The sequence below is a fragment of the Kribbella sp. WER1 genome, assembly GCF_054189145.1.
The window spans coordinates 4,514,561-4,533,233 of the sequence record NZ_CM135186.1; the positions used below are offsets into that span (position 1 = coordinate 4,514,561).

Sequence of the window (18,673 nt, forward strand, 5' to 3'; positions counted from 1 at the left end):
TGGGTCATGGATACGCCCGGCGAGCAGTCGCGCGGAAGACCGCTGGAGAAGGTTGACTAGACCACTGTGCGCGGGTCTAGCGAGCAGGGATCGCGCCGGCCAGGCGCGCGGTGAGATCCATCGGGTTCGTGATCGCATGCCCGACCACGACGGCGTACGCGCCCGCATCGCAGACGCTGCGGACGTCGTCCGGGGTGCGGATCCTGCCCTCCGCCACGACCGGGCAGTCGAGCTTCGCCGCCAGTTGCCGGACCAGTTCGACGTCAGGTCCGGTCGGTGGGCGGCCATTGGTATAGCCGGACAGCGTCGTCGCGACCACGTCGGCGCCCGCGTCCCGGGCCGCCAGCCCGGCGTCCAGGGTGTCCACGTCGGCCATCACCGGTACGCCGAGCTCGGCGTGGATGCGGGCGATCTGCTGCGCGACCCGCTGCCCGTCGGGGCGCGGGCGCAGCGTCGCGTCGAGCGCGATCAGGTCGGCACCGGCGGCAACGATCCCGACCGCGGCGTCGTACGTCGGGGTGATGAAGACGCCGGCCGGGTCGCCGATCTTGTGGATGCCGATGATCGGCAGGTCGGTGACCGCGCGGATCGCGGCGACGTCGTGCGGCCCGTTGGCCCGGATCGCGCCCGCCCCACCGGCCTCGGCCGCCTGTGCCATCAGCGCCATCCCGGCCGGCCCGTACAGCGGGTTCTCGGGACCTGCCTGGCAGGACACCACAAGGGTGCCGGGGGCAAGGGTTCTCATCGACGGTGCGTCACAATCAGGTCGGCGTACGTCGCGGCGGGGCCGGTCGCGAGGCGTTCGGCGCCGTCGAGCGAATTGCCGGCCGCGGGCGTGAGTTCGGCGCGCGCGGGAAGGGCCGCGCGGACCGGGGTGAGCAGTTGTTCGCCCGCGCCCGCGAACAGCCCGCCGACGCACGCGACCGGTACGGGTCCTTCGCCGGCGAGCTGCGCGACCGCGGCACCGATCGTCTCGGCGATGTCGGCGGCGGCCTGGACGAGGAGCTCGTGCGCGACCGGATCGCCTTCGGCGGCACACCGCAGTACTTCGGGGGCGAACCGCGCGACGTCGTCGACCAGCGTCGACGAGCGGTACAGCGTCACCGGGTCGAGCGAGGTGTCGGCGAGCTTGGTCGCGGGGCCCCGGCCGTCCCTGGCACGCTGGACGGCGACCAGCCCGGCGCGGCCGATCGCGAACGCGCTGCCCGCGTCGCCGAACAGGTATCCGTGCCCGTCGAGCTTGCGCCAGGTCCCGTCCCGGTCGACCGCGAGACACACCAACCCGGTGCCTGCAGCAACTACTACGCCGAACCCGTCCGGCAGCGCGCCGGCGTGCGCGGTGACCATGTCCTGGGTCAGCCGTACCTCGTCGGCGTCGAGCAACTCGGCGACGTCCGCCGCCAACCGCTCCGCGGCACCCGGCGCCTGTGGATAACCGGTCAGCCCGAGCGCGACCACCTCGACCGGCCCGTCCAGCTGCGCCTCCGTCGCGGCCGTACGGATCGCTTCGAGGAGCTTGGGCATCGCGTCCGGCCCGTGGGTGTACCCGGGGCCGCTGCCGGTGCGGCCGGCCGGAAGGACACGGAGGCGGAGGGCGGACTGCCCGCCGTCGATCGCGATGCGGGTCATGCGGTGATCCAATGCGAGTAGTCCTGCCACGGGAGGTGCCAGCGGTTCACTTTGCGGGTCCGGCGGTCCTGGCCGGCGGTGTCGTTGGCGACCAGCCGGACGCTGCCGAGTTTCTCGTCGTACATCACCGCGGGGGAGCCGGTGAAGTGCAGCGTACCGACAGGTTCCCACGGGGTGTGACCGCCGCGGACGTCGATCATCGAGCAGTGGTGGATGCGGCGGTCGGCGCCGAGGACGTACACCTCGATCGTGTCGGCGCCGGGGTTGAACGCGACCACCGGGTCGTCGGCGAGCTCGAGGTCGCCGAGCTGCTGCCAGCGGCCCTGGCCGACGCGGTCGTCGAGGTACGTGTGGTGCAGGTGGTTGTCGGCGCCGCGGACGTAGATCTCGTACGAGTTCACCGGCTCGTTCCGCGCCCACGCGGGGTCACCGGCGACGTGCAGGTCCCCCACCAGAGACCGCACACCGCCTTGCACACGGACGACCCTCCCGTCTTCACCACGATGGAAGGCAGGCGTCGCGATCTCGCCCCTGCGGATGGATTCGAACTCCGCCCGGACAGCTGCCACCGGTTCGTGGTTGTTGCCAGGCTCGGGGAAGAACGGGGTGCCTTGCAGGTACTGCATGGCGGCCATGAGGGTCGGCGCGACCGACCACCCGGTCTCCACGCAGTACGGTCCCCAGCCGATGTCGGCGTTCGACCCGAAGTACTCCCAGGCGTCGAAGTCGAACGCACGCTGCCAGGTGCCGTCGAGCTGCTCGTCGTCCGGGTCGTCGATCTGGATCCGGCTGAGGTAGTCGAGGACGCCGTGCGCGAGTTCCTCGAAGACGGGTTCGCCGGTGATCTGGTGGACGATCGGCAGCGCCCAGGCCGCGAACGGCGTGCCGTACAGCTGGTCGGTCACCGGGTCGCCGTTCGCCTGGAAGATCGACGCCTCGTCGACGCCGTACGCCTCGTTGCTCGGCGGGCACTTGCCGTCCCACTCCGCGAACCCGCCGTCCGGGCCCTGGCGGCTCTTCAGGTAGTCGGCGAGGTCCAGCATCGTCTGCAGGTACAGGGGTTTGCGGGTGTAGAAGTACCCGCCGGCGAGCGGCAGCAGGAACCGGCCGGCCTCGCAGGTGCGGCTGGTCTCCAGCCGGGCGCGGGGATGGTGCGAGGCCATGTGGTCGAGTCCGCGCTCGGCGATCTCCAGGTACGACGCTTCGCCGGTGACGCCGTACGCGTACAGGTACGCGCACAGCGCGGAGCTCTGCCAGTGCGACGTGAGGTCGAGGCCGTCCTCGATCGGGCTCCGGCCGAACTCGTCCCAGCCCTTCACCATCAGCGTCGACGGGGTGCGCCACGGGTCGACCTGGAGGCCCAGCTCGGTGTTCGCGGTACGGATCAGGGACTCGACGCCGCGGAGGCCGGCGTCGAGGTCGCCGGAGATCAGCGCGAAGAGCGAGATCCAGCCGCCGTCGTCGGCGAACAGGTTGTTCGTCGCGGTCAGGTCGGTGCGGGCGCCGCGCGGTTCGAAGGCGCCGTACAGGTTGTTGCGGTCGGTGAGTTGCTCTTCCTCGACGACGTGGCGCATGAGGTTCTCTGCGATGGTGTGGCCGCGCGGGTCTTCGGTGAGGTCGGCGTACATCCGGAAGGCGTGCGCAGTCTGGGTGTAGCAGTCGCCGCGCGGGACCGGGCGGAACGGGAGTTTGCCGTCGAAGCCGATCTCGTTGGAGAACCCTTCGGCGACACCCTTCGAGCCGTCCGGTGCGTCGTAGAACATGCCGGCCTTGTCGAACCAGGCGATGCCGCGGTCGACCATCCGGCGGTACCGCTCCGCGCGCGGTCCGACGGTGACGGTGGTCGTGTGGTCGCCGACGGCGAACGTGTGCTCGCCGTCCGGGAGCAGCATCAGCTCCGACTCGTATCTGCCGGGTGCGACCTCGACCAACCTCAGGTCTGTGGACGGCTTCTCGGATGCGCGGACGACCACCTTCACGGGTTCGGCTGTTGCCACCCAGACGTGGGGCTCGGTGAAGAGCTCGAGGTCGGGTGGTGCGTCGGTGCCGGTGATTTCGGCGGTGAGTAGTTGGAGGAGGCGGCGCCAGCGGCGTACCGGCTTGTAGCGGCCCCGGAGGTAGTGGCTGAGGGCCGTGGTGGCGTAGAGGAGGCGGCCTTCGCCGACAGGGATGTCGAGGAGGGCGGGGAAGGTGTGGTCGGGTGGGCCGAAGACCGCCTTGTGGGTGCCCGCGACCGAGCCGTACGTGAGCAGCTCGGTCGAGCCGTCCGGGGCGACCACCTCTTGGGCGCGGGAGAGGTGTTCGTCGAGGATGCTGAGCGGTTCGATGCCGGTCAGTGCCTCGCGGGTGAAGATGCGCTCGATGTGGGCGTCGCGCACCGGACCGCTCGGCAGGAAACCGTCGTCGACGGCGAACTCGACGTACGCCGTCCCGCCGCCGCGCACGTACTCCGCCAGCGCCGACGTGTCGAGCCGCGTCGGCTCCGGGTAGTTCCCCGCGAGCACGACCACCGCCCGGTACGCGGCGAGCCCCGCGGGGAGTTCGTCGTACCGGACGAAGGCGAGACCGGCGGCGGCGAACGCGGTCGCCGGGCCGGGCGGACCGATCAGCGCGACAGACGAAGCAGGCACCGGTTCACTGTTACCGACGAATCGCGGTCGGTAAAGCACCTTGGGTAGACCACTCGGGCCGGAACCGGACGCAGCGGTCTCACTCGACAGGGTGTGACGCGGCCGGCGGCGCCCTAGGGTCGTCGGGTATGGGTGACTTCAACGGTCTCGACGTACATCTCGGCAACCTGGCGCGGCTGTCGTCCGCGCGGTCCTACTCGATCAGCGCGGAGAACCCGGACGGCGCCAAGGCCGGCGGCGCGCGGGCGACCGAGGGCGTGCTGTCCCGGCAGGCGCGCGACCTCGGCCCGGGCTGGAAGATCCAGCCCTGCATCAACCTCGCCCGGAGTCCACCACGACGCTCGCGGAGATCGACGGCGCCGGCGCGATCACGCACCTCTGGATCACGGTCGACTCGAAGACGTGGCGTTCGCTGGTACTGCGGATGTACTGGGACGGCGAGGAGACGCCGTCGGTCGAGGTCCCGCTCGGCGACTTCTTCTGCAACGGCTGGGGTCGGCACTGCCAGGTCAGCTCGGTGCCGATCGCGGTGAACCCGAAGGGCGGCTTCAACAGCTACTGGCAGATGCCGTTCCGCGGCGGCGCCCGGATCACGATCGAGAACCTGCTGGAGACCGAGGTCGAGGGTTTCTTCTACCAGGTCGACTTCGTCCGCACCGAGGTACCGGCGGACATGGCGTACTTCCACGCACAGTTCCGCCGCTCGAACCCGGTCCCGTACGGCGAGGTGCACACGCTGCTCGACGGCGTCCGCGGCCAGGGTCAGTACGTCGGCACGTACCTCGCGTGGGGCTGCAACAACACCGGCTGGTGGGGCGAGGGCGAGTTCAAGTTCTACCTGGACGGCGACGACGAGTACCCGACGATCTGCGGTACCGGGACCGAGGACTACTTCGGCGGCGCGTGGGGCTTCGAGCACCCGGCCGGCCAGTACGCGACGTTCACGACGCCGTACCTCGGGATGCCGCAGGTGATCGAGCCCGACGGCTTCTTCGACAACCAGCAACGCTTCGGCCTGTACCGCTGGCACATCCAGGACACGATCCGCTTCACCGAAGACCTCCGCATCACCGTCCAGGCCCTCGGCTGGCGCCGCGACGGCCGCTTCCTCCAACTACAGGACGACCTCGCCTCAACCGCGTTCTGGTACCAGACCGAACCACACACCCCGTTCCCCACCCTCCCCGCCAAGGACTACCTCGAGGTGGTCTAGCGCGGCGCGTACGGCAGGGCCGGCTTCGCCACCTGGAGGAGGTCGGCCATCGGGGCCAGGCGCTCGCGGGGGACGAGCATCTTGAAGGTGGGCGAGTGCGAGACGACGCTCGACACCCGCAGCTCACCGATCAGGCTGAGCAACGCGTTCGCCTCCTCGAACCCGACGTTCTGCGAGGCGGCGAGGTGGTGTGCGGCGTCGGAGATCGCCTGCGTGTAGGCATCCTTCTCGGCGAAGCGGCTGCACAGGTGGACGAGTGCGTCGGCCGTCTCCACCAGCGGGCGGTGCGGTTGTGTACCTCGGTGGATCTCGACCCGGAGCCGGCAGCGCGCACCGATTTCGATCCCCTGGCCGCTGGCTTCGCCGTCGCCCATCGCGGCATGCGCGTCGCCGATCACGAACCGGCCTGTGCCGACGTCGTCGTGCAGGTAGAGGACCGCGCCGGGGCGCAGTTCGCGGGTGTCGAGGTTGCCACCGTGGTCCCACGGGTCCGCGGTCAGCGTCTCGCGGACCAGGCCGATCCAGCCGAGCATCGGGCGGACGGCAACGGTGTGGCGACCGTCGAGTACGGCGTGATCCCCGACGATCTCGGCCCGTCCGACGTACTCCGCCGTCGCGGACTCACGCAGTACGCCGCCCCACGGCTCCCACGCCTTCGTCGTCGTGGCGAACCCGTACCGCCCGACCGGGTCCAGCTCGAGCCCCTCGAGGTGGAACGCGAGCGTGTCCCCCGGACGTACGCCCTCGACCCGGAGCGGGCCGGTGAGGAACGGGTACTCGGCGGCCGACCACGTGCGGACGAGCACCTCCTCGCCGGGCGTGATGACGGCGGCGTCCGGCAGGTCGGCGCACGCGAGGTCGACGGGTGGCGCGTCGATCGGTCTCATCCGGGCGAGCGTAGGCGGTTCAGAGGGCGGCGGGAAGCCTGCAGGCGTCCGAGAGCGGGAGGCCGGTGAGGTGGAGGGTCGGGTGGGTCCAGTCGTTGAGGATCGGGTCCGTGGAGAGGTGGTCGGCGAGTTCGGAGCGGCTTAGTTCGAAGACGTGGGCGGCGTTGCCGGTGAGGTCGACGACGGACTGCATCAGGTGGCCTACCTGGGCGGTCCACAGGGTGTCGTCGGCGGTGTGGTCGTCCGGGCGGATCAGGAGCACCTCGACGTCGCTGGCCAGGTCGCCGTCGCCGCGGGCGATCGCGCCGTACAGGCCGGCGTGGACGGGTGGGATGTGCCAGCTGCTGATCTCGGCGGCGAGGTGGGTGCTGAGCGTGGTGCGGAGGTTCGCGAGCTGTTCGACGATCGGGGCGAGCAGGTGCTTGCGGTTCAGGCGGTACAGGAGTGAGTTGCCGAAGTCGTCGCCGTGGACCAGACCGGTCGTGGCGAGGCGTTGCAGGACCAGGCGGACGCCGGCGACACTCCCCGTACCGGCGAGCTTGTGGATCTGGCGACCGGACAGTCCTTCCTCGGCGGCGGCCAGGACGAGCAGCACCGGCCCGTCCAGTGAGGGCACGACGGTGCTGATGGGGCTCGCGAGATCCACCCTCGGCACCCTAGTGACGATCGGGACCGGTTCCGCAATCACACTGACGGCTCAGGGTCCGCTCAGGATCGGGTACATAGGTTCGCGGGTATGGAGCGCCGTACAGTCCTGCGATCGGCATTGCTGGCACTAGGTACGGGCGCGTTGGCCGACTGTTCGAAGTCCGAGCAGGCCGCGACTGCACCCACCTCGGCGCGAACGTCCGCCGCGCCCCCGGCCACCACCCGGCCGACGGCGCAACCGAGCCAGCGACCGAAGCCCGCGCCGCCGTCCGAGGCCGTCGAGATCGGGCACGGTCCGCGGACGGTCCCGCGGGTCGCGCTGACGTTCCACGGCAATGGCGATCCGGCGCTCGGCACCAAGCTGCTCGACCTGGTCGAACACGCCGGCGCCAAGGTCAGCGTGCTCGCGGTCGGCACCTGGCTGGTCGCGCATCCGGAGATGGCGACCCGGGTCCTGCAGGGCGGGCACGACCTCGGCAACCACACGATGCACCACAAGGCGATGCGCAAGCTCGGCGCCGCCGAGGCCCGCCGCGAGGTCCACGACTGCGCAGCGGTTCTTCGCCGTACGGCGAAGAACCAGGGCCGCTGGTTCCGCGCCTCGGGGACCCAGCAGACCACGCCGCTGATCCGCTCGTCCGCGGCCGCCTCCGGTTACGCTGCCTGTGTGTCGTACGACGTCGACGGCCTCGACTGGCAGGACCCGTCCGAGGGGACGGTGGTGAAGGCGGTCCTGGACGGCGTACGTCCGGGGTCGATCGTCAGCCTGCACCTCGGGCACCCGGTCACGCTCAGCGCACTGCCGCAGATCCTGTCCGGCCTGCACGCCAAACACCTGTCCCCGGTCACCTTGAGCGAACTCCTGCAATGAAACGAGCCGTTGCCCTGAGCATGGTTCTGCTGCTGGCCGTCAGTAGCTGTTCCGGCAACAGTCACACCGATATCTCGACCACCCCGGCGCCGTCACCGGCGCCCGGTCCGACGTCGGGTTCACACGTGAAGCCGGCCGCGAAGAGCACGCTGCTTCCCGGCATGCCGCCGCCGTTGTCGCCCACCGACGTCTGGGCGGCCGACCGCCCGGGGATGCTCGCCGCCGCGGTGCGGAAGTTCCCGGAGCGGATCTACGTCCCGAACAGCGGCAGCAACACCGTGACCGAGATCGACCCGCGCACGTTCAAGGTGATCCGCACGTTCCGGACCGGGCGCGAGCCGCAGCACGTCGTACCGTCGTGGGACCTCAAGACGCTGTGGGTGAACAACGACCTCGGCAACAGCCTGACGCCGATCAACCCGCTCACCGGCATCCCCGGGCGCCCGGTCGCGGTCCACGACCCGTACAACCTGTACTTCACCCCCGACGGCAAGCACGCGGTCGTGATGGCGTCGAACGACAAGCAGCTGGTGTTCCGCGACCCGCACACGATGGCGATCCAGAAGACCGTGCCGGTGCCGTGCGCCGGCGTGAACCACGCCGACTTCACCGCGGACGGTACGTCGTTCCTGGTGTCCTGCGAGTTCTCCGCCGAGTTGCTCGTGGTCGACACGGCCGCGGAGAAGGTGACGCAGGTCGTCCACCTGCCGGCCCGCCGCGGGATGGGCATGCCGATGCCGCAGGACGTGAAGCTCTCGCCGAACGGGCGGTTCTACTACGTCGCCGACATGGTGAGCAACGGGATCTGGGTACTGTCCACGCGGCCGCCGGTCGCGATCAAGGCGTTCATCCCGACCGGCAAGGGCGCGCACGGGCTCTACGTCACCCGGAACTCGCGGTACCTGATCATCACCAACCGCGGCGAGGGATCGATCTCGCTGCTCGACTTCCGGACGCGGAAGCTGGTGCGGAAGATCAAGATCACCGGCGGCGGCAGCCCGGACATGGGCGGCTTGTCACCGGACGGCCTGGTCTTCTGGGTGTCCGGCCGGTACAACTCGGTCGTCTACGCGATCCGGTTGAGCGACGGCAAGCTGCTCGCGAAGATCCCGGTCGGCAAGGGGCCGCATGGTCTGGCCGTCTATCCACAGCCCGGCCGGTACTCACTGGGCCATACCGGGGTCTTCCGCTAGAGCCCGCGGGCGTTCGCGCGCGGGCCCGGGGTGGTGGTCCGGAGCTCGGTGGTGAACGCGTACCGGTCACCGCGGTACACGGCCGACGTGTACTCGAAGACACGGTCGCGGCTGTCGAAGCTGACACCGTGCAGCGCGATGCACGGCTGGCTGGTCGGGATGTCCAGCCAGCCGGCGGTCTTCGCGTCCGGCATCATCGGCTCCAGCCGCGACGTCCCACTCACCACGTCGATGCCGTAGCGGCTTGTCAACAGGTCGTACAGCGAGCCGTTCAGGTCCTCGGCCCGCAGCCCGGAGACGTACGCCGCCGGCAGCGTCGTCCGCTCCACGACCATCGGGTGGTCGTCAGCCAGCCGCAGCCGGGTGAACGAGATGATCGGGTCGCCGACCGGGATCCGCAGCCGCCGCGCCGCCGCCCGCTCGGCCTTCTGGTGCCGGAACTCCAGCATCGTGCTGCCCGGCCGCATCCCGCGCCGCCGGATGTCCTCGGAGAACCCGATCATCCCGAGCCAGCGCGCCACCTTCGGCCGGGTCGTGTACGTACCGCTGCCGTGCCGCCGGACCAGCAGCTCCTCGATCACCAGCTCGTCGACGGCACGCCGCAGCGTCATCCGGGCGACGTTCCAGCGCGCGGCCAGCTCCCGCTCGGGCGGCAGCGCGGCGCCTTCCGGCAGCGTGTCGATCAGACTCAGCAGCAGCGCCCGGATCTCGGCGGCCTTCCCCGGCAGCGAACCATGCATGGGACTTGAGTAACACCGGCTGGACCACTTCGAAAGCCTTTAGACGACCGTTGAACAGACCACTCGGCCCCTGCCGATTGAGGGGCTAACGCCTGAGAGGTTGGGTTACCTACCCGCATGCCGACCGCAAACCCAGCATCTCAGGCGTCAACCCCTCAAACGGTCATCACCGCCGGCAACCGCGACTGTGGTGGTTGGGTTCGGCGTCATGTGCTCCAGGTCTCGGGCGGCCGCCAGTCGGGAGATCCGGGGGATGCAAGTCGATGCTCGGCCTGTACGGACAACTCATGCTGGTTGCACCTCGCCGAGACCGGCACCCAACTTGTGCGGCTACGGTCCCCCTCCGCCGAGTCGTGGCAAGCGGCCCGCACCCCTGCGGCGAGTCGTGAGAAAAGGTGCCAGAAACCAGCCGCAATCCACGACTCGACGAACAGGTACCGAGCCGTTCGCCACGACCCGGCGAAGAGTAGACGTGGGGATCTTTCTCCCTCTCTGATGTGTGCTCTTCCTCCTCTTCATTGACCAGGCCGAAAACAAGCACGCTTGATTCTTTTTGGTGGGAGTGGGAGGCTCGGCTGCATCGATCCCCGGCGAGGGAGTGCGGCGTGCGACTGGATGATGTGCTGGCCGATCTGTCGGTCGAGAGTGCTGAACTGGATCGGTTGGTCGGTGGGCTGGCGGCCGACGAGTGGTCTACTCCGACACCGGCGGCGGGGTGGACGATCGCGCATCAGATCGCGCATCTGGCCTGGACGGACGAGGCGGCCCGGTTGGCGGCGAGTGATCCGGACGGGTTCAAGGCCTCGTTGCAGGTCGCGGCAGCGAGTCCGACGACGTACGTCGACGACGGCGCGGCGGAGACGGCCGCGCTGCCGCCGGATCAGTTGCTGACGTACTGGCGGGAGTCCCGCGCCGAGGTCGCGGAGGCGCTGCGGAAGGTGCCGGACGGAGAGAAGGTGCTCTGGTACGGCCCGCCGATGAGTCCCACCTCGATGGCGACGGCGCGATTGATGGAGACGTGGGCGCACGGGCAGGACGTGTTCGACGCGCTGGGTGTCGCGCGGCAACCGAGCAACCGGTTGCGACATGTGGCGCACCTGGCGGTGCGGACGCGGGACTTCGCGTATGTGCTGAACAACCGCCAACCGCCCGCGGAGGCGTTCCGGGTTGAGCTGACCGGGCCGGACGGTGACGTATGGGGATTCGGTCCTGAGGACGCCGGGCAGCGGGTGAGTGGGCCGGTGCTCGACTTCTGTTTGCTCGCCACGCAGCGTCGGCACCGCAACGACCTGGCGGTGGTCGCCGAGGGCGCCGACGCCGAGGAGTGGCTGGGGATCATCCAGGCGTTCGCCGGGTTACCCGGGAAGGGCCGCGAGCCGGGGCAGTTCGGATGAGCACACCGAGCACGTCCGGGAGTGCGGGCGGCTCCGCCCCCATCCGCATCGGGAACGCCTCCGGCTTCTACGGGGATCGATTCACCGCGGTACAGGAGATGTTGACCGGCGGACCGTTGGATGTGCTCACCGGCGACTACCTGGCCGAGCTGACGATGCTCATCCTCGGCCGGGACCGCCTGAAGGACCCGGGACTTGGGTACGCGAAGACGTTCCTCAAGCAACTCGAGCACGGGCTGGGCGAGGCCCTCGACCGCGGCGTGAAGATCGTCAGCAACGCAGGCGGCTTGAACCCTGCCGGGCTGGCACAGGCGATCGGTGAGCTGGCGGACAGGCTCGGGTTGCATCCGAAGGTTGCGCACGTCGAAGGCGACGATCTCCTGCCCAGAGCTGAAGAGCTGGGGTTGGGCCGGCCACTCACGGCGAACGCCTACCTCGGTGCCTGGGGTATCGCGGAAGCGCTGCAGGCCGGCGCGGACGTGGTCGTGACCGGGCGGGTCACCGACGCCTCGGTGATCGTCGGGCCGGCGGCGGCGCATCACGGCTGGACGCGGACGCAGTACGACGAGCTCGCGGGAGCCGTCGCGGCGGGGCACGTGATCGAGTGCGGGTGCCAGGCGACCGGCGGGAACTACGCGTTCTTCACCGAGATCCGCGACTTCGGCCGGCCGGGGTTCCCGATCGCGGAGATCGCCGCGGACGGCAGCAGCGTGATCACCAAGCACGACGGCACCGGCGGCGCGGTCACGATCGACACGGTCAAGGCGCAACTGCTGTACGAGATCACCGGCGCCCGGTACGCCGGCCCGGACGTCACGACGCGGCTCGACTCGATCGAACTCACCGAGGACGGCCCGGACCGGGTCCGGATCTCCGGCGTCCGCGGCGAGGCGCCACCGCCGACGTACAAGGTCTCGTTGAACAGTGTCGGCGGGTTCCGCAACGAGGTCTCCTTCGTCCTCACCGGGTTGCAGCTGGAGCAGAAGGCAGAGCTCGTCCAGAAGCAGCTGGAGCAGGCGCTGCCGAAGCGGCCGGCCGAGCTGAAGTGGTCGCTCGCCTGGACCGAGAAGCCGAACGCCGACTCCGAGGAGCAGGCGAGCGTCTACCTCCGCTGCGCGGTGAAGGACCCGGACCCGAAGGCGGTCGGCCGCGCGTTCAGCAGTACCGCGGTGGAGCTGGCGCTGGCGAGCTACCCCGGGTTCCACGTCACCGCGCCGCCGGGCGACGGTTCGCCGTACGGCGTGTTCCGCGCCGGGTACGTCGACATCCACGACGTCGAGCACGTCGTCGTACTACCGGACGGGACGCGGAACGTCGTCGCCCCCGCGGGCGAGACGCGACCGCTCGAAGCCGTCGGCGATATCGACGAGCCGATGCCATTGCTGCAGCTGTCCAGCGGGCCGCCGCGGACCCGCGAGGTGCCGCTCGGCCGGATCGCCGGGGCGCGCTCCGGGGACAAGGGCGGCGACGCGAACGTCGGCGTCTGGGTCCGCGACGAGAAGGCGTGGCGGTGGCTCGCGCACACGTTGACGGTGCCGCTGTTCAAGGAGCTGCTGCCGGAGACGGAGACGCTGACCGTGACGCGGTACCTGCTGCCGAACCTGTGGGCGGTGAACTTCGTCGTCGAAGGGCTGCTCGGCGAGGGGGTCGCGGCGCAGGCCCGGTTCGACCCGCAGGCGAAGGCGGTCGCGGAGTGGCTGCGGTCGCGGTACGTCGACGTACCGGAGGTGCTGTTGTGAGTGCCTTCCGGGAGTCTGTCCGGCGGTTCATGGGCGCGGAGGTGCTGCCGCATCTGGATCAGTGGGAGCGGGACGGTGAGCTGCCGCGGGAGCTGCACAAGAAGGCGGGCACACTCGGGCTGCTGGGCGTCGGCTTCCCGGAGGCGGTCGGTGGTGGCGGCGGGTCGCTCCTGGACGCGATCGAGGTCGTCGAGGAGATGCACTACGCGGGCGGCTCCGGCGGCCTGGTCGCCTCGTTGTTGACCTGCGGCATCGCGCTTCCACACATCATTGCTGCGGGCAACCAGCAGCAGGTCGAGCGGTGGGTTCGGCCAACGTTGGACGGTGAGCTGATCGGGGCACTGGCGATCACCGAGCCGGGTGGCGGGTCGGACGTGGCGTCGCTTCGGACGACGGCTCGGCGCGAGGGTGACGTGTTTGTGGTGAACGGTTCCAAGACGTTCATCACCTCCGGGTGCCGGGCGGACTTTGTGACCACCGCGGTCCGGACCGACGGCCCTGGACCGCATGGGATCAGCTTGCTGGTGGTCGAGCGCGGGACGGCTGGGTTCGAGGTGTCGCGGAAGCTGGAGAAGATGGGGTGGCTGTGCTCGGACACAGCTGAGCTGTCGTTCACGGACGTTCGTGTGCCGGTGGGGAATCTGGTCGGGGCCCAGGGATCCGGGTTTGTGCAGCTCGCGGTGAACTTTGTGGCGGAGCGGCTCACCTTGGCTGTGCAGGCGTACGCCGGGGCTCAACGGGCGCTCGATCTCACCGTTGCGTGGTGTCGGGATCGCGAGACCTTCGGCCGGCCGTTGATTTCGCGGCAGGCGGTGCAGCACACGCTCGCCGAGATGGCGCGGCGGGTCTCCGTGGCGCGGGTCTATGTGTACGACGTCGCGCGCCGGGCGGAGGCGGGGGAGGACGTGATCGCGGAGACGTGCTTCGCGAAGAACACCGCGGTGGAGGCGGGGCAGTGGGTGTGTGATCAGGCGTTGCAGTTGCACGGCGGGCTCGGGTACATGCGGGAGGCCGAGGTGGAACGTCAGTACCGCGACCAGAAGATCCTCGCCATCGGCGGCGGCACGACCGAGATCCTGACCGGGCTGGCCGCCAAGAGACTGGGGTACACGGCATGAGTAACCGTCAAGTGATGCTGGAGAAGCTTGCCGAGCTGGACGTCGAGCATGCGAAGGCGCTCGCGGGCGGCGGACCGAAGTACGTCGACCGGCACCACCGGCGCGGCAAACTGCTGGCCCGCGAGCGGATCGAGCTGCTCCTCGACCCGGACTCGTACTTCCTCGAACTCTCGCCACTCGCCGGCTGGGGTTCGGACTTCACCGTCGGCGCCAGCCTGGTGACCGGGATCGGCGTGGTCGAAGGCGTCGAGTGCCTGATCACCGCGAACGACCCGACGGTCAAAGGCGGCTCCAGCAACCCGTGGACGCTGCGCAAGGCCCTGCGGTCGGACGAGATCGCCCGGGCGAACCGGCTGCCGGTGATCAGCCTGGTCGAGTCCGGCGGCGCGGACCTGCCGACGCAGAAGGAGATCTTCATCCCGGGCGGCGCGATGTTCCGCAACCTGACCCGGTTGTCGGCGGAGGGCATCCCGACGATCGCGCTGGTGTTCGGCAACTCGACCGCGGGCGGTGCGTACATCCCGGGGATGAGCGACTACGTGGTGATGGTCGACGGCGGCGCGAAGGTGTTCCTCGCGGGCCCGCCGCTGGTCAAGATGGCGACCGGCGAGGACGCCGACGACGAGTCGCTCGGCGGCGCCTCGATGCATGCGCGGAAGTCCGGGCTGGCCGACTACTTCGCGGTCGACGAGCAGGACGCGATCCGGCTCGGTCGGCAGATCGTCTCCCGCCTGAACTGGCGCAAGCAGGGCCCGGCGCCGCGGCCGACGTACGACGAACCGCTGCACGACGCGGACGACCTGCTGGACATCGTGCCCGGCGACCTGAAGGTCCCGTTCGATCCGCGGGACGTGATCGCCCGGGTCGTGGACGGCTCGGTGTTCGACGAGTTCAAGCCGCTGTACGGGTCGTCGCTGGCGACCGGGTGGGCGTCGGTGCACGGGTACCCGGTCGGGATCCTCGCGAACGCGCGGGGCGTGCTGTTCAGCGAGGAGTCGCAGAAGGCCGCGCAGTTCATCCAGCTCGCGAACCGGGCGAACACGCCGCTGATCTTCCTGCACAACACGACCGGCTACATGGTCGGGCAGGAGTACGAGCAGGGCGGGATCATCAAGCATGGCGCGCAGATGATCAACGCGGTCTCGAACTCGAAGGTCCCGCACCTCTCGATCCTGATGGGCGCATCGTACGGCGCCGGCCACTACGGGATGTGCGGGCGCGCCTTCGATCCACGCTTCCTGTTCGCGTGGCCGTCGGCGAAGTCCGCGGTGATGGGTCCACAACAGCTCGCCGGCGTCCTCTCGATCGTCGCCCGGGCCGCCGCGCAGGCGAAGGGCATGCCGTACGACGAGGACGGCGACCGCCAGATGCGCGCGTACGTCGAAGGCCAGATCGAGGCGGAGTCGCTGCCGATGTTCCTCTCCGGCCGCCTGTACGACGACGGCGTGATCGACCCCCGCGACACCCGCACCGTCCTCGGCATCTGCCTGTCCGCCATCCACTCCGCCCCGGTCGAAGGCACCTCGTCCTTCGGCGTCTTCAGGATGTGACGCGCATGTTCAGCTCTGTTCTGGTCGCCAACCGAGGTGAGATCGCCCGGCGGATCTTCCGCACCGCACGCTCGCTCGGCCTGTCCACGGTCGCCGTGTACTCGACGGCCGACGCACGGATGCCGTTCGTGGACGAGGCCGACGCCGCTGTGGAGCTTCCCGGAAACGCGCCTGGCGAGACCTACCTGCGCGCGGACCTCATCGTCGACGCGGCGCTGCGCGCGGGCGCGGACGCCGTACATCCGGGGTATGGGTTCCTGTCGGAGAACGCGGGGTTCGCGCAGGCGGTGATCCACGCGGGGCTGACCTGGATCGGGCCACCGGTGGATGCGATCTCGTCGATGGGGTCGAAGATCGAGGCGAAGAAGCTGATGGCCGCCGCCGGGGTGCCGGTGCTGGCCGAGCTCACGCCCGCGGAGGTGTCGGCGGAGGACCTGCCGGTGCTGGTGAAGGCGTCGGCCGGCGGTGGTGGGCGCGGGATGCGGGTGGTGTCGCGGCTCGAGGACCTGGCCGGGGAGATCGAGGCGGCGTCGGCGGAGGCGTTGTCGGCGTTCGGCGACGGGACGGTGTTCTGCGAGCGGTACCTGGCGAGCGGGCGGCATGTCGAAGTACAGATCATGGCTGACCAGCACGGGACGATCTGGGCCGTCGGTGAACGTGAGTGTTCGATCCAGCGGCGTCATCAGAAGGTGGTCGAGGAGGCGCCGTCGCCGCTGGTCGAGCGGGTTGCCGGGATGCGGGAGAAGCTGTTCGACGCTGCTCGGAAGGCTGCGGCGGCGATCGGGTACGTGGGCGCGGGGACGGTCGAGTTCCTGGCGGACGAGGCCGGCGACTTCTACTTCCTCGAGATGAACACGCGGCTGCAGGTGGAGCACCCGGTCACGGAGGAGACCACCGGGCTCGACCTGGTGGAGCTGCAGTTCGCGGTCGCCGCCGGCGAGCACCTCCCGCCGGAGCCTCCGCCGACGGTCGGCCACGCGATCGAGGTCCGGCTGTACGCCGAGGATCCGTCTCACGACTGGCAACCCCAGACGGGTGTCCTGCACCGCTTCGACATTCCGGCCGCCGTACGGGTGGACTCGGGGGTGGAGGACGGTTCGGAGGTCTCGCCGTACTACGACGCGATGCTGGCGAAGGTGATCGCGTACGGCGCGGACCGGGCCGCGGTCGCCCGTCGGCTGGCGGCCGCCCTGCAGAACGCGCGGCTGCACGGGCCGGGGACGAACCGTGATTTGCTGGTGTGGATCCTTCGGCATCCCGCGTTCCTCGCGGGCGACACGGACACCGCGTTCTTCGACACGCACGGGGTGGGCGGGGCGGTCGACGAGGCCGTTGTGCGGGTCTCGGCGCTCGCGGCTGCGCTGGCGGATGCGGCCGGGCGCCGTACGCCAGTCCGCGTGCCGAGCGGGTGGCGGAATCTCGTATCTCAGTCGCAGCGTAAGAGTTATCGCGTCGGGGATGCGGTGCATGAGGTGGAGTACCGGCTGACGTGCGACGGATTGGTTGTCGACGGCAACACTGCGCTGATTTCCCTGGACTCCGAGCGAGTGGTGCTCGAGGTCGACGGTGTGCGGCGGGGGTTCGAGGTCGCGGCGTACGGCGGGCTGGTGTGCGTGGACTCGTCGCTGGGCAGTGTCGCGTTGGTGCCGGTGCCGCGGTTCACGGATCCGGCGCGGCAGGTGGCCGCGGGGTCGTTGGTGGCACCCATGCCGGGGACGGTGGTGCGGGTCGGCGTGCAGGTCGGGGACGTGGTGACGCAAGGGCAGCCGTTGGTCTGGCTGGAGGCGATGAAGATGGAGCACGCGATCGCCGCCCCGGCGGACGGGGTGGTCGGTGAGTTGAAGGTGGCAGCGGGACAACAGGTCGAGGTCGGCGCCGTCCTGGCCGTGGTTGGGGAGGAAGTATGAGCTTCGTCGAATCCGAGGAACGCCGCGAGCTCCGGAAGGTGGTCGCGGAACTCGGCAAGAAGTACGGCTACGAGTGGTTCAACCGGCAGGCCCGGTCCGGCGGGCACACCACCGAGCTGTGGCTGGAGGCCGGCAAACTCGGCTTCCTGGGGGTGAATCTCCCCGAGCAGTACGGCGGCGGAGGCGGCGGGATGGCCGACCTGTCGATCGTGCTGGAAGAGCTCGGCGCGGCCGGGTGTCCGCTGCTGATGATGGTGGTCTCGCCGTCGATCTGCGGCACGGTAATCTCCCGCTTCGGCACCGACGACCAGAAGCGGCGCTGGCTCCCGGGCCTCGCCGACGGTACGACGATCATGGCGTTCGCGATCACCGAACCCGACGCCGGCTCGAACTCGCACCAGATCACCACCACCGCCCGCCGGACCGACGATGGCTGGTCGCTCTCCGGCCGGAAGGTCTTCATTTCGGGCCTCGACGTCGCGAAGGCCGTCCTGGTCGTCGGCCGGACCGAGGACGCTCGCACCGGCAAGCTCAAGCCCGCGCTGTTCATCGTCCCGCTCGACGCGCCGGGCGTGGAGTTCCAGCAGATCGAGATGGACCTGATCAGCCCGGACAAGCAGTACTCCTTGTTCCTGGACGACGTACAGCTGCCGCGCGAGGCGCTCGTCGGGTCCGAGGACGCGGCGCTGATGCAGTTGTTCGCGGGCCTGAACCCGGAGCGGATCATGGCGTCCGCGTTCGCGCTCGGCATCGCCCGGCACGCGCTCGGCAAGGCGACGGCGTACGTGCAGGAACGGCAGGTGTGGAAGCACCCGATCGGCGCGCACCAGGGGCTCGCGCACCCGCTCGCGCAGATCAAGATCGAGCTCGAACTCGCCCGGCTGATGATGCAGAAGGCGGCCGCGTTGTACGACGCGGGCGAGGACCTCGCCGCGGGTGAGGCCGCGAACATGGCGAAGTACGCCGCCGGTGAGGTCGCCGTCCGGGCCACCGATCAGGCCGTGCAATCGCTCGGCGGGAACGGTATGACGGTCGAGTACGGCGTCGCCTCCCTGGTCGCCGCCGCCCGCGCGACCCGGATCGCCCCGGTGAGCCGGGAGATGATCCTGAACTTCGTCGCACAGCACAGTCTCGGGTTGCCGAAGTCGTACTAG

Annotated in this window: 16 protein-coding genes; 9 read left to right on the plus strand and 7 right to left on the minus strand. The window is 69.9% G+C overall.

All coding sequences use genetic code 11. The features are described from left to right. Positions 1 to 76: 76 nt before the first annotated feature. The 4 genes from ACXJJ3_RS21765 to ACXJJ3_RS21780 all read right to left on the minus strand — a co-directional run bounded on the left by ACXJJ3_RS21765 (position 77) and on the right by ACXJJ3_RS21780 (position 4,635). Positions 77 to 745: an N-acetylmannosamine-6-phosphate 2-epimerase gene (locus tag ACXJJ3_RS21765; RefSeq protein ID WP_458163573.1), complete on the minus strand. Its 669-nt coding sequence runs from the start codon at positions 743 to 745 to the stop codon at positions 77 to 79. Then, positions 742 to 1,629: an N-acetylglucosamine kinase gene (locus tag ACXJJ3_RS21770; protein WP_458163575.1), complete on the minus strand. Its 888-nt coding sequence runs from the start codon at positions 1,627 to 1,629 to the stop codon at positions 742 to 744. The genes ACXJJ3_RS21765 and ACXJJ3_RS21770 overlap by 4 nt, the downstream gene beginning before the upstream one ends. Beyond that, complete coding sequence (locus ACXJJ3_RS21775; protein WP_458163577.1) at positions 1,626 to 4,259, minus strand: hypothetical protein; 2,634 nt, start codon at positions 4,257 to 4,259, stop codon at positions 1,626 to 1,628. Before ACXJJ3_RS21775 ends, ACXJJ3_RS21770 begins: the two co-directional genes overlap by 4 nt. 193 nt (positions 4,260 to 4,452) lie before the next feature. Then, positions 4,453 to 4,635, minus strand: coding sequence for a hypothetical protein (locus ACXJJ3_RS21780; protein WP_458163579.1), 183 nt, complete (start codon positions 4,633 to 4,635; stop codon positions 4,453 to 4,455). A gap of 48 nt (positions 4,636 to 4,683) precedes the next feature. Between ACXJJ3_RS21780 and ACXJJ3_RS21785 the strand changes: the two genes are divergently transcribed. Further along, positions 4,684 to 5,472 (plus strand): glycoside hydrolase family 172 protein, encoded by a 789-nt coding sequence (locus tag ACXJJ3_RS21785; protein WP_458163581.1) that lies wholly within the window; start codon positions 4,684 to 4,686, stop codon positions 5,470 to 5,472. Here the strand turns inward: ACXJJ3_RS21785 and ACXJJ3_RS21790 are convergent. Both ACXJJ3_RS21790 and ACXJJ3_RS21795 read right to left on the minus strand, forming a co-directional pair. Next, the gene (locus ACXJJ3_RS21790; RefSeq protein WP_458163583.1) at positions 5,469 to 6,359 is read right to left on the minus strand and encodes an acetamidase/formamidase family protein; all 891 of its coding nucleotides are present in this window, start codon (positions 6,357 to 6,359) and stop codon (positions 5,469 to 5,471) included. The genes ACXJJ3_RS21785 and ACXJJ3_RS21790 overlap by 4 nt on opposite strands. A gap of 19 nt (positions 6,360 to 6,378) precedes the next feature. Further along, positions 6,379 to 7,005, minus strand: a complete 627-nt coding sequence (locus ACXJJ3_RS21795; RefSeq protein WP_458163585.1) for a hypothetical protein — start codon at positions 7,003 to 7,005, stop codon at positions 6,379 to 6,381. A gap of 90 nt (positions 7,006 to 7,095) precedes the next feature. On the opposite strand from ACXJJ3_RS21795, the gene ACXJJ3_RS21800 reads away from it, so the two are divergent. Further along, positions 7,096 to 7,878, plus strand: a complete 783-nt coding sequence (locus ACXJJ3_RS21800; protein ID WP_458163587.1) for a polysaccharide deacetylase family protein — start codon at positions 7,096 to 7,098, stop codon at positions 7,876 to 7,878. A gap of 20 nt (positions 7,879 to 7,898) precedes the next feature. Beyond that, positions 7,899 to 9,071 carry a YncE family protein gene (locus ACXJJ3_RS21805; RefSeq protein WP_458163589.1) on the plus strand — a complete coding sequence of 391 codons (1,173 nt, stop codon included), beginning with the start codon at positions 7,899 to 7,901 and terminating at the stop codon, positions 9,069 to 9,071. Here ACXJJ3_RS21805 and ACXJJ3_RS21810 read toward each other — a convergent pair. Continuing rightward, positions 9,068 to 9,811: a GntR family transcriptional regulator gene (locus ACXJJ3_RS21810; RefSeq protein ID WP_458163591.1), complete on the minus strand. Its 744-nt coding sequence runs from the start codon at positions 9,809 to 9,811 to the stop codon at positions 9,068 to 9,070. The genes ACXJJ3_RS21805 and ACXJJ3_RS21810 overlap by 4 nt on opposite strands. A gap of 605 nt (positions 9,812 to 10,416) precedes the next feature. Between ACXJJ3_RS21810 and ACXJJ3_RS21815 the strand changes: the two genes are divergently transcribed. From ACXJJ3_RS21815 to ACXJJ3_RS21840, 6 genes are read left to right on the plus strand one after another with little or no spacing between them, the layout of a single operon-like run. Beyond that, positions 10,417 to 11,205 carry a TIGR03084 family metal-binding protein gene (locus ACXJJ3_RS21815; protein WP_458163593.1) on the plus strand — a complete coding sequence of 263 codons (789 nt, stop codon included), beginning with the start codon at positions 10,417 to 10,419 and terminating at the stop codon, positions 11,203 to 11,205. Beyond that, entirely contained in the window at positions 11,202 to 12,944 is a 1,743-nt protein-coding gene (locus ACXJJ3_RS21820; protein WP_458163595.1) for an acyclic terpene utilization AtuA family protein, read from the plus strand. The genes ACXJJ3_RS21815 and ACXJJ3_RS21820 overlap by 4 nt, the downstream gene beginning before the upstream one ends. Beyond that, positions 12,941 to 14,062, plus strand: coding sequence for an acyl-CoA dehydrogenase family protein (locus tag ACXJJ3_RS21825; protein WP_458163597.1), 1,122 nt, complete (start codon positions 12,941 to 12,943; stop codon positions 14,060 to 14,062). Before ACXJJ3_RS21820 ends, ACXJJ3_RS21825 begins: the two co-directional genes overlap by 4 nt. Next, entirely contained in the window at positions 14,059 to 15,612 is a 1,554-nt protein-coding gene (locus ACXJJ3_RS21830; protein ID WP_458163599.1) for an acyl-CoA carboxylase subunit beta, read from the plus strand. Before ACXJJ3_RS21825 ends, ACXJJ3_RS21830 begins: the two co-directional genes overlap by 4 nt. Before the next feature lie 5 nt (positions 15,613 to 15,617). Then, positions 15,618 to 17,519, plus strand: coding sequence for an acetyl/propionyl/methylcrotonyl-CoA carboxylase subunit alpha (locus tag ACXJJ3_RS21835; protein ID WP_458163601.1), 1,902 nt, complete (start codon positions 15,618 to 15,620; stop codon positions 17,517 to 17,519). Beyond that, positions 17,516 to 18,673, plus strand: a complete 1,158-nt coding sequence (locus ACXJJ3_RS21840) for an acyl-CoA dehydrogenase family protein (RefSeq protein ID WP_458163603.1) — start codon at positions 17,516 to 17,518, stop codon at positions 18,671 to 18,673. Before ACXJJ3_RS21835 ends, ACXJJ3_RS21840 begins: the two co-directional genes overlap by 4 nt.

Bases quoted from the DNA above. Each gene is read 5' to 3' on its own strand.
- ACXJJ3_RS21765 (WP_458163573.1), bottom strand. From the start codon at position 745: ATGAGAACCCTTGCCCCCGGCACCCTTGTGGTGTCCTGCCAGGCAGGT.
- ACXJJ3_RS21770 (WP_458163575.1), bottom strand. From the start codon at position 1,629: ATGACCCGCATCGCGATCGACGGCGGGCAGTCCGCCCTCCGCCTCCGT.
- ACXJJ3_RS21785 (WP_458163581.1), top strand. From the start codon at position 4,684: ATGTACTGGGACGGCGAGGAGACGCCGTCGGTCGAGGTCCCGCTCGGC.
- ACXJJ3_RS21790 (WP_458163583.1), bottom strand. From the start codon at position 6,359: ATGAGACCGATCGACGCGCCACCCGTCGACCTCGCGTGCGCCGACCTG.
- ACXJJ3_RS21800 (WP_458163587.1), top strand. From the start codon at position 7,096: ATGGAGCGCCGTACAGTCCTGCGATCGGCATTGCTGGCACTAGGTACG.
- ACXJJ3_RS21805 (WP_458163589.1), top strand. From the start codon at position 7,899: ATGGTTCTGCTGCTGGCCGTCAGTAGCTGTTCCGGCAACAGTCACACC.
- ACXJJ3_RS21810 (WP_458163591.1), bottom strand. From the start codon at position 9,811: ATGCATGGTTCGCTGCCGGGGAAGGCCGCCGAGATCCGGGCGCTGCTG.
- ACXJJ3_RS21820 (WP_458163595.1), top strand. From the start codon at position 11,202: ATGAGCACACCGAGCACGTCCGGGAGTGCGGGCGGCTCCGCCCCCATC.
- ACXJJ3_RS21830 (WP_458163599.1), top strand. From the start codon at position 14,059: ATGAGTAACCGTCAAGTGATGCTGGAGAAGCTTGCCGAGCTGGACGTC.
- ACXJJ3_RS21835 (WP_458163601.1), top strand. From the start codon at position 15,618: ATGTTCAGCTCTGTTCTGGTCGCCAACCGAGGTGAGATCGCCCGGCGG.
- ACXJJ3_RS21840 (WP_458163603.1), top strand. From the start codon at position 17,516: ATGAGCTTCGTCGAATCCGAGGAACGCCGCGAGCTCCGGAAGGTGGTC.